Origin of the sequence: Epilithonimonas sp. UC225_85 (genome assembly GCF_042695135.1) — a bacterium.
Taxonomy (GTDB): domain Bacteria; phylum Bacteroidota; class Bacteroidia; order Flavobacteriales; family Weeksellaceae; genus Epilithonimonas.
This window is the reverse complement of record NZ_CP170547.1, coordinates 1868038-1882647: the sequence shown is the minus strand read 5'-3', so window position 1 is coordinate 1882647 and position 14610 is coordinate 1868038. Positions and strand designations below refer to the sequence as shown.

At 28.6% G+C, this 14610-nt stretch carries 9 protein-coding genes; 1 reads left to right on the top strand and 8 read right to left on the bottom strand.

Annotated elements, in window-relative coordinates; genetic code table 11:
* Positions 1 to 40: 40 nt before the first annotated feature.
* Entirely contained in the window at positions 41 to 2806 is a 2766-nt protein-coding gene (locus tag ACFJGY_RS08790; RefSeq protein WP_379962989.1) for a substrate-binding domain-containing protein, read from the bottom strand.
* A 365-nt stretch (positions 2807 to 3171) separates the two neighbouring features.
* Here ACFJGY_RS08790 and ACFJGY_RS08785 point away from each other — a divergent pair, with 365 nt between their 5' ends.
* Positions 3172 to 4428 (top strand): DUF4960 domain-containing protein, encoded by a 1257-nt coding sequence (locus ACFJGY_RS08785; protein WP_379962988.1) that lies wholly within the window; start codon positions 3172 to 3174, stop codon positions 4426 to 4428.
* Positions 4429 to 4880: 452 nt separating this feature from the next.
* On the opposite strand, the gene ACFJGY_RS08780 is transcribed toward ACFJGY_RS08785, so the two are convergent.
* From ACFJGY_RS08780 to ACFJGY_RS08750, 7 genes are all read right to left on the bottom strand, one after another.
* Entirely contained in the window at positions 4881 to 7562 is a 2682-nt protein-coding gene (locus ACFJGY_RS08780) for a hypothetical protein (protein WP_379962986.1), read from the bottom strand.
* Position 7563: 1 nt separating this feature from the next.
* Positions 7564 to 10158: a hypothetical protein gene (locus tag ACFJGY_RS08775; protein ID WP_379962984.1), complete on the bottom strand. Its 2595-nt coding sequence runs from the start codon at positions 10156 to 10158 to the stop codon at positions 7564 to 7566.
* 104 nt (positions 10159 to 10262) lie between these two features.
* Positions 10263 to 11234 carry a hypothetical protein gene (locus tag ACFJGY_RS08770; protein WP_379962982.1) on the bottom strand — a complete coding sequence of 324 codons (972 nt, stop codon included), beginning with the start codon at positions 11232 to 11234 and terminating at the stop codon, positions 10263 to 10265.
* Positions 11235 to 11267: 33 nt separating this feature from the next.
* On the bottom strand, positions 11268 to 11567 hold the full coding sequence (locus ACFJGY_RS08765) for a hypothetical protein (RefSeq protein WP_379962980.1): 300 nt from the start codon (positions 11565 to 11567) through the stop codon (positions 11268 to 11270).
* Positions 11568 to 11937: 370 nt separating this feature from the next.
* Complete coding sequence (locus tag ACFJGY_RS08760) at positions 11938 to 13023, bottom strand: BT4734/BF3469 family protein (RefSeq protein WP_379962978.1); 1086 nt, start codon at positions 13021 to 13023, stop codon at positions 11938 to 11940.
* Complete coding sequence (locus tag ACFJGY_RS08755) at positions 13011 to 13301, bottom strand: helix-turn-helix domain-containing protein (protein ID WP_379962976.1); 291 nt, start codon at positions 13299 to 13301, stop codon at positions 13011 to 13013. The genes ACFJGY_RS08760 and ACFJGY_RS08755 overlap by 13 nt, the downstream gene beginning before the upstream one ends.
* Before the next feature lie 100 nt (positions 13302 to 13401).
* On the bottom strand, positions 13402 to 14601 hold the full coding sequence (locus ACFJGY_RS08750; protein ID WP_379962974.1) for a hypothetical protein: 1200 nt from the start codon (positions 14599 to 14601) through the stop codon (positions 13402 to 13404).
* Positions 14602 to 14610: the final 9 nt, after the last annotated feature.

The window sequence follows — 14610 nt, the reverse complement described above, 5'->3', positions numbered from 1 at the left end:
GAGCAAAGCTTAAACCATATTAAGGTATTTAAAATTAAGACTACTCTTCTCCCACACTCTTCCTGAATACATTGGGCGAAACTCCAAACTTGTTTTTAAAAACAGTGGAGAAGTAATTCGGGGACGAGAATCCTGTTTTGTAGGCGATTTCAGAAATAGTGAGTTCGGGATTTTGAAGCATCGATTTGGCCTTCTCCAGACGGATGTTGCTGATATAATCGCTTACATTTACATCAAACATCGCTTTAATTTTTCTGTAAAGCTGTATTCGTGAGATATTTAGGAGGTCAGCCAGATTTTCTACGGAAAACTCAGCGTTGTCAATATTGGTTTGAATGATTTGATTTAGCTTATTGACAAAATTCTGTTCGATACTACCAAATGATTTGCTGTCCACAATCCTGCCAATATTATTGGTATAGTAATAGCGCAGCTTTTCGCGGTTGTAAAGCAATGCGTGCAAAGACTGAATCAGAATCGGGTAGCTGAACGGCTTGGTAAGATACAGATCTACACCAGATTTTAGTCCCTGAAGATAAGATTCTTTATTATCCAAAGCTGTAAGCAAAATGACAGGAATATGCGATGTCCTCAAGTCATTTTTCAGGATTTCGCAGATTTCAAAACCATTTTTGTCAGGAAGGTTCACATCGCAAACGATAATATCGGGGATCTCGCCCAATGCTTTGTCAACCGCATCTGTACCGTCGGAAACCATTACATCGAATTCAGATTTTAATTTATTACTGAGAAAAAATGATAAATCCGAATTATCCTCCACCAAAAGCAAAGAATACCTTTCAGTTTGATTGTCCGGATTGGATGGATAAATTTCACTTTCTATTTCCGTAAAAACTGCATCTTTTGCCAAAGTATCAGCATCTGTTACGCTCGGTTCTTTGACCATTTGATCTTCATTAAAATGCTTGTTTCCTTTGTAGAGACTTATGATAAATTCCGTACCCTGAAAAGAACTGACCTCAATTTTTCCAAGGTGAAGTTCCACAAATTGCTGACTGAGGTGAAGCCCTATTCCAGAGCTGTTTTTCCGATTGTTAGAGCCTTTAAAATATGCTTCGAAAACGTTGACGATTTCTTTTTCCGGAATACCAATACCGTTATCCTTAAAAATGATGACTGCCTGATTTCCCTTTTCCTGAATTGTAATATCAATTTTCCCGTTGTCCGGAGTGAATTTGAAAGCATTAGACAACAGATTGAAATAAACCTTGTCCATTAGATTACGGTCGATATAGAGTTCCAGATTTTTGTTGGCAGAGTGAATTTCAAACCTGACATTCCGTTTTTTCGCCTCGTTCTCAAAATCACGGAAAATACCATAAGTGAAATCGTAAATATTGGTTTTAGAAACTCTGAGATTGAACGTTTTATTTTCTACCTTCCTGAAATCCAAAAGATTATCAACCAACCGGAGTAACCGGTTAGAATTTTTATTGATAAGTTCAATTTCATAAGACGGTTTTGTTCCTTTGCTTTTAAAAGTATCCTTCAGCGATTCCAAAGAACTTAGAATCAGCGTTATAGGTGTTTTGAACTCGTGTGACAAACCGGTAAAAAAGTTGACTCTCGCTTCATTACTCTTCTTTAGTTCATCGGCAATCATTTCAATCTGATTTCTCTGTATGGTGATTCTTTCATTTGTAAGAGTTAGCTGTTTGTTCTTTATTTTAATGGCATAAATCAGGTAAATAGCATAAGCTACAAGACAAAACATTAATAATAGCAAGACGACTGACCATCGGAACAGTTCCTTTTGGGAAGAATACAATTCGGTCTGCTTTTTCACGGCGCTGACCTGATTTTCTATCACACCCTGCTGCTCGATAATTTTATCGAACTGATTTCGCATAATCTCGGCATTCAATCTGTCAATAATGGTAGTGCCGAGTTTAATGCGCTTCTGCGGCGTTTGTCCATTATATATCTTGATTGCAGTTTCAATTGCTTCTGCACTACCTGTAGGATAAAGTAGGGTTGCGTTCAGTTTCCCATCCAAAACCATCTGGATTCCGCCGTCTTTGGTATTGAGGCCATCAACACCGATGAATTTGATTTGATTTTCCACGCCTTCATTCCTTGCGACCTGCCAGGCCTGTGAAGCAAGCTCATCATTAAAAGCAAAAACATACACACTTTGATTGCCCAAAGAATCCAGTGTTTTCCTGAAAGCCTCTGCAGGAAGACCTTTGAATGTTTTTATCAGTTCGGTATTTGGATTATTTTTGATGATTTGCTGAAAACCCAAACTCCTTTCAACTGTTGGAGAAGAATTATCGTCACCTTTTACTTCAATGACTTTTTTCAGAATTTTAGAATCAGAAAGGATGTATTGTGCTGCTTCTTTTCCAATTTCAATATTATCTGCACCGATGTATGTTGCATATTTGGAAGAATTAATTTTCCTGTCGACCAAAATCACTGGAATTTTACGATCAAATGCTCGTTCGACAACTGGAATCAATGAATTGGGTTCGATGGGAGAAATTATGATGACATCTACCCCACTGTCAATCATCGTTTGAATATCATTAATTTGTTTTTTAATGGAACCATCAGCTTTGCTGATATTCAAATCCACTTCAGAATGTAAGGAAGCCTGGATTGCCATCGAGTGGTTCATCGACTGTCGCCACGGGTGATTTCCCAAACCTTGAGAAAAGCCGATACTGATTTTGTCTGATTTTTCGGAAACGTCATTACAAGCCGATAAAATAATCAGAAGCAAAAATAAAATCGTGTAAACCTTAGAAACACCCAATTCGTTAAAAACTTTTTTCGTGGACATATTAACACAATATTAATAAAGATGTTTCACACCCGCAATTTTTGGTCGAGCTATTTTTTGTCGATTGAATATCAGGTCTTTTGAATGACAAAGTACGAATGTTACAATTCTATAAGTGTTGTAACATCCATATAAAACTCTGCAGAACTTTCAGATGATCAGCAATCAATAAACATTGATGAATAAAGCTTTCCACATTGAATTTCATTTCTCAAAACAAAATCAAAACATTTTGAACAATAAGTGAAATAGTCAACCTCAGTTTGCCAATACATTTGGAACAGGACAAATGAAAATTAAGTTAAAAATAATCTGTAACGATTAAAATCATTAAGAAAATAATACCAACCCTTAACTAAAAAATTATGAGAAAACTTTATCTAAGCCTGTTTGCAGGATTAATCTTTGCTAATGTCAATGCACAGACAAAAAAAATAGCTTTTATCGGCCAGGCCGACGTTTACAACAGTAATATCCCTACTGCCAATGATGGATTGACTTATGACGATGACCGAGCGGCGGCGGTTTGGTTTATGGAAACTTTTGTTCCATCACATTCGGCTAATATCACAGGAAATTATTTTTCTTTTCAGGATGTAGCAGAAGGTGCGGACATCAGCGGTTATGAAGTAGTCTGGATCCAGAGCGACGGCGCAACTTACACAGAAAGACTGAACGAATGGCCGAGAGGAACTACGGAAGGAAATGGTGATAAGCATTGTCTTTTGAGAGAGGCAGGATTCCAATGGAACGGGCAATGCGGACAACTGGAAGATGACTTTATGTGGAAAATAAAACAATATTATAAGTCCGGGAAGAAATTGCTATTAGGAAATTTCGCAGGGAAAGGCCTGGAAGTATTTGGCGTTTTTGAAGGGCTTAATAATCCCTGGGAATACAGACCGAACCAATCATTTGGTGATACCGCTGCAAATCCCGCAAATTCATCTGCTGCCTGGGGAACCAACTGGAGCGGAAGTTCTACTCCGATTCTTCTGCAGGGAATAAGCACAAATTCCGTAAGCTGTACAAACACATCTCAAAGCATAGAATTTTTAGGTGTAGGAACGGAAAAGAAAAACCGCGCACTGCAATATAACCTGAATTGGGGCAGAATCTATGACGATGCAGGCGGTGCCAGCTCAACAATTGGGCAAAGAAGACAAATTTTTCAAAACACACTGAATGCAGAAATCCTTCTGGAAAACTGTGACGGAACAGAAATACAGGCAGCGAGATTCAACCCGAGAAATTCCGGCGACGGAACAATTTTCTGGTATGGTTCAGGTGTTTACGACTGGTACGCTCCGGGCGGTGGCAATCAAAATGTTAAAAAACTGACAGAGAACACTTTACTTTATCTTGCAGGTGGAGAATCTATGCTTTCTTCTCAGAATTTTAATGGAAAAATCAACATCAGCATCTATCCAAACCCAGTTTCAAATGTTCTGACTATCAAATCAGCAGAATATGTAAACAGCGAAATCTATGATATAAACGGACGAAAAATCCTGACCTCAGAAGCTAAAAATATTGATGTACAGAAACTTTCAGCAGGTATATATTCTATCAGGATAAATGATGGAAAATCTTCCCAGACTTTAAAGTTTATTAAGAATTAAATATTTCTACAATCTTTTTCAATTTAAGCAAATCTTTATCAGATAATAATTTAGAGATTGTTTTAAACAATATTATGATCATCAAATAATTGGTTTGAATCTAATACTTCTAATTTTAAAAAAGAAATTACTTTCTTGGGTAATTCTCTCTAAATTTTCCGTCAAATGTTTGGATTTTTCAGGATTCTATCTTAATTGATGAATTATCAGTTTAGAGAAAATAGGCTTATTTGAGGTGTACAAATGTACACCTCATAGCTGTTTTTAATAGCTCAAGGTGTACAAATATATAAATAAACTCCAAAAAGAGAAAATAAAATTTATCTAAATACCTGATAATCAACTAAAAGAAAGAAAAAGAAACCAGAGAAAAGCTAATTTATTTCCCGATACAGAAAGTTTCTCTTTACTGTTTGTGGGGTGTTATAAATATTTAGTATCCAATTGGTAAATTACACTAATTGTTCAAAGTAAATTTTAGCAACGGATTCAATATAATTTTCATTCAAACTTTTAGATAATTCCTCTTTCAATTTTTCTGATTTTTTAAATCTTTGAAAATAATATATTGTTCGGTATTCTAAAATCCAATACGGATTAAACTTTGAATAATCATAATTATCAATATCCATTAACCAACTGTAATATTCAAAATATTTTTTATGAGATTTTTTTAACAAATCGGTTAATTCTTCACTAAATTCTAAGTTAAATTTGAAAACTAAGTTTATAATCTGTCCTAAACGTATATTTTCATAATCTCTGAAATAATGTTCATCTTCCTTTTTAGACATATCAGGAACTGTAGAAATAAACTTTTTAAATAAATTTTCATCAAAGTCAATTAAATCATAGATAATTCCTAAATCATATAGTTTATCATCAAAATTTTCATCTAACTTTTTGATGATTTTAAGTTTAATATTTTCTCTTAGATTCTCATTTAAAAACGTGAAGGAATAAAATAATTTTCCAATATATCTATTTTCTAAATCTAACTCTATATCTTTTAAATCATCAATTTTCAAAACCGTTTTTATAAAATATTCTATCTCAGATTCTGTACACTTTTCTACATAAATATTAATTGATCTACCAAAACCATATCTACTATGGTCGTCACAAAGAAATAAGTCCAAAATCTCTCTTATTTGAGTTTTACTGATTTCATTTTCATTCTTATCAATGAAATTCACAAATTCATCAAATGGAATATAATGTTTATTTTTTATTAGCTTACTAAGATTTATAACATTAGATAATATTGTTTCTTTTTCTCTAAATTCAATATCTAACAAAGAAGTTATAATTAATATTTTATTTAAGATTTTATCAATTTTAATCGGTTTAAATAAACCTCCTAAACTATCCAAATATTCATTCGAATCAATAAGATTTAATATTAATTTATTTATTCTTTTTGGAATTTCTAAATCTTTATCTAAGATTATTTTTTTTATATTATACTTGGCTAATAAATATTTTGTAAACTTTTCATCAACATTAAAAATCCACATTTCTATTATGGTCCAATCAAACTTTTCGTATTTATCAGTAACAGGATTTTTTAAAGTATATAAACCAAATAAGCTTTCTAATATTTTTTTTGATAATTGACTATATTCGGAATAATGATTAAATATTAAAAAATTATGTTCTAAATAAGATTTAAACCGTAAAAAAGAAGACTTCAATTCTTCATACTTATTATCACTATAAGTATTACCATATTTATCTCCAAAAGAAATTTGTTGTATTTCAGAAAAACATTCATCTATACTGTATTTTGTATCATCATAAAATTTTCTTTCTTTAATATTCTTAAAAATTTCCAAAAAATATGGAGCTTTCTTCTTTATTAATGGTTCGTCAATATCAAAATTTATTGCAGATAATTTTTGTAGAAGTTGCTTTTCATCACCTCCATAATAAGTCCATTTAATTAATCTTCTAAGTTTACTTAGATTATATGTCAATATGGTATATTTAATAGGATTATTCAATCTATCATTTTCATCGTAGATACTGTAAAAAACATCAACTGAACTTTTATAATCTCCTAAAAGATAATAGGTGTATCCTCTTCGTAAAGTTCCATAAAGAGAATTATCATCAGAGGTCTCATTTAATAATTCATTTGATCTTTTAATGTTTAACCTTTCTAAATTACATCTCTCACAATCACACTCACTATATTGAAATAATCTATGTACACATATCTGATCCTTATATCCTTTTCCTCTCCACCCAATATGATAAATATGATTTACTAATAAAAACGAAATTATATTTTTTAATTTTTCATTTTGATTTTCTACAAAAACTTTATCTATTTTTAGTATTAAATGATTATCTGACAATGTAAGATTCTCTAATAAATTAAATAACTCTTCGTTATCAGTATAGAAGTTAAATCCTCTTACATAAGTATTATTCTCATCAGGTCCTCTAAATGGAAATAATTTACAAATTACATTAGTAGGAAGAACTTTTATCCCATCAAATAATTTGATTGTATAATCCACTTTATCAATGATATTTTTATCTCTTATTTCATCCTCTATTTTTGAATAATCTGCTTCATAATTTTCACTTAAAATATTCTTCTTTCTAAATTGAACTAATTTTGCACTTTCAATTTTATTTAGAAACTCGTCGAATGTGTTTTCATTTAGTACGTTTTCTGTTGGTATATATATCTGAATCGAATCAATACCATTATTTTTCTGTTGTAAAATTCTCTCTTTTAAAGTAATATCATTTTGTATATCATACCAATAAATTATATTAGTATTTAAATCGCATAAAGTGAAAACAATTGCTTCATCAAATTCAGTGTAATAGTTGATTGCATTTCTTAAGCTAATTGAATGCGATATTTTACCAAAATTTAAATCCTCTTTAGTCTTTATAATTGGTAACTCATTAAAAGTTCCTTTATTCTGGTTTCTAAAGAAAAATATATGTTCTTCCTTTTCATTTGTTATATCAAAATAAAAATCTGTTCCATTATCTTCCCCTGCTGAAGCTGAATGTTCTTTTAACTTCATACTATTTTGAAGAAAGAGATTTCTTAATTTACCTTTCAGTTTATCATCTGCTTCTTTTCTGATATAATCGTTGTCGTATTTCATATTATTTTTTTGCATTTTTTCTAAAAGCCACAATTAGTTGATAAATACCGAAACTCACAATAATCCTTCCTATTATATCCCATAATGAACTCCAAAAACTCAATGATTCTCCGTCTTTTAACTTAATAAAATCAAATTTTCTTGCAGGATTTAGAAACTCAAAATAATATTTTAGATTTATAAAAAAGTAGTTAAATAAATCACTATCAAAAGTCAATCCCGAAGAACAATTGAGATATTTGACACTAAAATCATATCTAATACTCAAAATATAAAAAATGAAGATTATGAAAGTAGGAATCAATATAAATCTTAATGATTTTATCCAATCTTCTCCGTGTCCATTGGAAATTCTATTTAGATTAAATGTAAAGACATCCATAACTTTTTCCTTATTACCATAAAAAAATAGATTAATACTTCTGATAAAACTATTAAAGTCGTTAGTTGTACTTAAATAATCTTCATTCTGATTTATTTTTATTAATAATAACTTTTCTTGATTTTCTGACCATTTAGAATTAAATATTCCCGCTTCATATATATTACCTTGTCTTTCAAAAACTTTTTTAAATTGATTGTAGAAATCAGTTTTTTGATAGTAATAATTAATCTTATCATTCATATTTAATTCTTTGTAGTCAATAACAAATTTATCACTCTTTAGAATCTTCAAATTTTGTTCAGGAACTTCAGTTCCAAGAAGAACACATTCTAAAAAATTTGAATTACAATACTGAAATTCGAATTGATTTAATTCACAATTAGAAAACTCTGTTTTTCCTAATGATGAATGGAAAACTCTGAATATGGGTTTGTGTATATTTTGGAATTCTAAATCAATAAGTTTTATCTTTGATAAGACATTCCAAATAAAATCTACTATCTCGTAAATTCTATCTATGTATGAATTAGATTTTCCTTTCTCACTATTATACTTTCTTATTTTTCTTAAAATAAATCTTTCAAATGCGGAAAGATTAATATTTTGAGCATCTCTTAATCTATCGATCAACTCAATAATTTTAGATTTATCAAAGACGTCATAAATTTCCTCTACTAACTGTTTTTCTAAAATACTCTCTTCAATCTCATTAGAATTATAAATCCAATCATTGTTCTCTTGAATCTTGTTTTTGATATATTCTAATATTATTTTTTTAGAATTAAAATAGAATTTTTCATCATCATCAATCAGTAAATTTGGCTTAAACGTATATTTATTTATATCCGACCAATTATCCAATGGTTTTGTCAATCTTCTCAAATCTCTAAAATAAAGATTTCCAATGACGGAAAATTCTTCCATTAAGATTGAATAAATTTCACAAGAAGAAAAAGAGATTAAAGTATCTCTCAAAATGAAAACCTGTTTAAATTCTAACTTATTAATCTTTGATCTGACAATATATCCCTCTATTTTACAACCATTTAATATATTCAAAGAATGAATTTCGCAATTACTAAGTTTCAATAAATTTATTGTTGAATTTTGAATATTATATGAATTTTTTTGATTACTTATTTGTAAAGATTTTATTGTACAATCAAAAATGTCGAAATCACCCAATATACATTCATCATCTGATTCAATATAATTGATTATAACATTTTTATTAAAATTGATTAAGTAAACATTTGTTTTTTTATTAATAGAAATTTGATGTATTGTACAATTATCTTTAATTAATAATAAACCTATATTTGATTGATTTTGAATTATAATCCCATCAATTTTACACTTATTATCAATAGAAATTCTATTTATATTGGTAAGATATATGTTAATATTTATTACTTCTGAATTATCAATTCTAAATTCATATAATTTTAAAACTGAAAAATGTAAACTAATAAGTTTTGATTCTGAAATTTCAAAATTTTTAATTGATGAATCACTTGCAGAAAAATAATCCAGTTTTGTAGATTCTGAAATATCAAAGTGAGATATTTGTGATTTTTCATTTATATGAATTCTTTTAATATTTGAAGATTTAATATAAAAACCGTCATAATCAATCTCACATTTTTGTATTTCAATGGTTTCTATATGTGAATTTTCAACATAAAAAAAATTTGAAAAACTTTCCGATAAATCGACCGTATTAATTATTGTAGTATTAGTGAAATTAATTCGATGAAAATTATCTTTTTCAATCTCAACGTTATCAACTTTAAAATTGATAAATTCTAACGTTATTGAGTTATTGCTGTCAGAATTAAAATTTTTACATTTTATATCATCGAAAACAAATTTTTTCTTAACATTATTTTTAATTATGATTTTATTAAAATATTGATCTTTAAAAGTAATATCATAGTTTACATTATCTAAAATAATCTCATCATCTTCGAATTCTAAATCTGATGTAAATTCAATACCTAAAATTTTTCCATTAATGACCTCTGAAAAGACAATTACTCCCTTAATATTATTTTGTATTAAAAAATATCTTAATTCTTTATCATTTTGAATATTGACAATCTGATTAAATATCTCTTTTTTAACAATTGACTTCACGTTACTTAGTTTTTTATTAACAAATTTAACTAAAAAAGTCCTCTTTAGTAAAGAAGACTTTTCCACAATCATCATAAAATCAATTGATTCTACAATTTTATTTTCTTTAATGATTACAAACTCATATTTATCTTTAAAACTGATTTTTGAGGATGTTATACACGCATATTACAATACTTTTAATCTATCTTTTCAATATAATTAAAAAAGAACATTCCCTCAGTAGCAGTTCCAAGAGAACCTCCACCTCCTTCAACATAAGAGAATTTAATCTTCCTTCCTTCTACCAACAATTCTTTTAGTTTTTTGAAATCATTATAACTTAAATCATATCTACTTTCCCATCCATCTTTTATTCTACCTCTGTAATCATACAAATCATCTGGATCTACATTAACAACAATATCTGTATTTACAAATGATTTCATATCATTGTGTAAATCATCAAATTCCTTAGAAGTTTTGGTTATGTGAATTTTATAATCAGTACCTCCATTATCTTTTATTACTTTCTTCACAACACCATATAAAAAATAATATTCTTTAAATTGGTCAGAAAACATACTTCCATTGTCTTCATAATAATTCTTATCAATTAACTTATTATACGTAAATATCGAAAAATCACTGATAGTATTTTCTTTCGGAGATTCTATATTTGTTTTTTCGTTTGTATTTGTAATTTTTTTATTTCCAATCTTCATCAAACTGAAAGCAATCATACCTTTTTGTAGATTCGGTTGTGTTTTGAAAATATTTATTTGTAAATCTTTTTCAGCGGATACAGATGTATAAACACCGATGTAATCATTAGTTTTTGATTCATCAATTTTATAACTCGGATTATATCCAATATCACTAACAATAAATTGTCCTCTCATCACAGTATCATTCCAACTAAAATATTTCAACTGATTCCCTTTAAATATTGTAGTAACCACAAAAGTATATGTAGAATTTTTCTTTACGTAGGTATTATTCCCCGATTTATCTTTTGATTTAAACTGATAACCCGAATCCTTAATTTTAAATTCTACTTCCTGTTTTGTTAAGTTGAAGAAATTTTCAATATTTGAGAAGTTCCCAAACTCCTGCGAAAATAGAAAACCAACTTTCAATATCAATATTGTTATTAATATTTTTACTCTCATAATTTTAAATTCTAAAAATATTGTGTTATTCAATTATTGGTTCAAATTATTATCCCCCGAAATCAATGCATATCGGAGTTTACCCAATGGTGGTAAGTTTGTTACTAAGTCTCCATCAATAACAGTAAAAATCATCTTACCATTTTCAACTTCAATCCTGTCGTTATACTGTTTACAATTCAAAATTTTATCGGTGTATTTTATCTTATTTCCGTTGATAATCAAATCTGTTTTTGAATTAACACTTACTCCAAACATCTGAATGCTCATAGAATACGAACCATCGTGTTGATGATTTTCTGAATTACAACTAAGAACAGTAACTCCTACCATTGCTAAGTATAAAAATTTTATCATAGTTCACTTATTTAAGTTTCAATTTTATAAATCTTTTCTCAACAATCTTTACGGAAAACCTTATTCTGTGGTATAAAAATAAAAAAACAGGCTTGAGACGTTAATCTCTACCTGTCTTTGAGGGAGTCGAAGCCCTTATCCACAAAGTAAAGCAACGCTCAAGCCATAGACTTGAACATTTGCTAAACTTTTTCCTGTGGATAATGTAAATTTCGACTTTTTCAAAGACAGAAAACAGTTCGCTAATGTTGAGTATTTTAAATTTTATTTATTCGATATTTTTCTTTTTTATTTGTTAGTGTAAAGATATTACTTCGTACAATAAACTCCAACTTTCAATGGTTAATTATTCAAAGTTAAAAATTGATTTCAAAGTTGTTTTTACTCCTAAGTTGTACATTTCCTTATCTTTTTCACTTTTCAATTGGTTCAGTATATCACTATAATTTTTCAAAAATGTTGAATTTACATTCGAAAATAATTTTTCAAAATCATAAATATTGGATGAATCTCGATTCTCATTTTTTTCAATTTTCGGCGTTCTAATATCTCGTTCCAATTTAGATTTCCATTTTCCAAAATCAGATTTCTTCTCCTGATAACCGTTCTCAATAGCTAATATAATTTCGTTTTCATCAAAATCCTCATCGCTAAAATTAATGATACAATAGTCGATTACATTTTGTTTATCTAATCCGTAACCACAACAATTTTTACTTAATAAATAGATGTAATTATTTCTATTATTATTGCGAAATTTTGTTACCTTATTTGTAAAATCTATAGCAAATTTAATTTCATTTACAAATTGAGTCTCAAAAATATTTTCGTGAGATACTTCATTTGAAAAATTTTCTTCTAAAGTTCCAAATTTAAAGATTTCTGAATTTTCATTGTGATAAACATAGGGATCATAGGAGTAAAAACACAACCGATTAACATCACAAGTTGAATCGAATTTAATATTTAACACTGATTCAAGATGTTTCATCAATTTTTTGTAGAGTTCTGTGTGTTTCCCTGAATCTTTGTTATCCGTTGCCACAATAATTTTCATCCCGTTTCCCGATGGAGATCGAAACACTGTTCTAACAAATGGATACTTTATTAATTTAGTAAAAATCTTCTGATACTCTTCATCACTTTTTATGTTATCAATATCAAAAATCATCCAACCGTAATAATTCAGTAAATTATTTTTACTTCTTCCACCGTTTGAAAAAATACCTGCAATGATAAATGCAGGCAGTTCCGTTTTAACTTTATTTGAAATATCAGATTTTCCATTCTTCAAAATTTCTTTTCTGATTTTTTCAATCTTACCTTTGATTCCAAAACCACTCCTGATTTTTTCGATGATTTTTTTTTCAGAAATCTCCACACTATTTGTGGTCGAAGAATTTTTGTATTCGTTAAAAATTAAATCTTCCATTTCTTAGAAACTTTAAAGTTCAACGTTGCGGCTACCTCTCTTGATTTTTCTACACTGCTTCTACGTTTTGACAATAGGTACTCATCCAAATCTGAAATTTCAAAGTATAGTTTACCCTCATTTGGTCGGTATGATGGAAATACCCCTTTTCCAGCTTTTCTTCTTACAGTTATAACACTTAATCCTAAATAAAAGGCTGCTTCTTTTGTGGTGAGCATTCTTCTTTCAAAGAGGAATCTAACCTCATCACTTTGTAAAAAATTAATTTTCTTTGACATAATATTGTACTATATATTTATGCCAAAGAAAATTTAGTTTAAGTCGGGTTGAAATCTTCTAAATGGTAAGTTTCGGGGTTAAATAATTATTGATAATCAATTACTTATTTAATTTTTTAAAAATTTCCACCATTTTTTTAGTCGATTTCCTATGATTTTTTTCAAATATGGTTAGATAATCAGAAAATGAATCTTCAATTTTGTTAGAAAGTGTGTTATCGGGGAAATCGAAATACCATTTTAGTAGTTCTTTTATTTCTACTTTATAGGTTACAAAATCGGGTTCTACTACTTCGTTTATCAAACTAAGTAATGATTGCCAGTCATATCTTTTGTATGTTGTAGATGAACGACTATTTTCTAACTTCCAAATTATTCTGCTTCTTACCTTTGGAGCTTCTTGTTCAGAGAAAATATCTTTGAAATCATCAAAGGAAATATCTTCTATAACACTTTGGTTAATAAGTTCAATTCTTAACTTATCTAAATTTTCTGTTGTAAAAAAATTTGTTTTCCTAAATGTATAATTTTTCAATACAGGATTTCCTTTACCTCCTTTCTCTTCTGATTTCATTCTTACCTCTGAAATAAAATCTTCATTCTTTAATTTTTGATTTAAGAACTTTTCATATTCTAAGTAACCCAATATGGGTGATAATAAGTAACTTATTATAATAATCTTATCAGTAGTAAGATAACCATCATACAAATCTGTAAGTAGATTCTGATTCAGACGAAAACCATCCACAAATTTTTGTGTGAAAAATTGTTCGTTGGAAATTAAATCATTAATTCGATTCTTTATTTGATTCAATTCTGTGTTGATTAATTTCTTTCTCAACTGACCACTATCAATTAAATTTGATTTAAGAGTTTCAAAAGTGAAATATTTTATTTTGGAGTTTACTGTTATTTTATTAAACCATTTTAGTAGATAGTTAAAGTATAAATTATCTTCTACATCATTAATTGGTTCAATTGAAAATGGTATCGTGAATTTTTTATTTTTAACCTTTTTTATGTAGGATAAATCAGTATTTATCAATCCTAAATCCTTGTCAATCCAAAATTGTAGTTTTTCTTCATAAGATTTAATATCATAAAACTTTTCTTCTAATGATATTATTTCCTTTCTGCTATAATGGGGAAGAACATTCCTGATTTCTTTCAATCGATCTTTAATTTCTGAGAAATTAATTTTACCGTTGTTCTCATTAAGAATATCTCTCTTTTGGTATTCTTTATAAGATAACTCTTCGAAATAAGAATTTTGGGAATGTTCTCCATTTATATCATTCATAGATAAAGT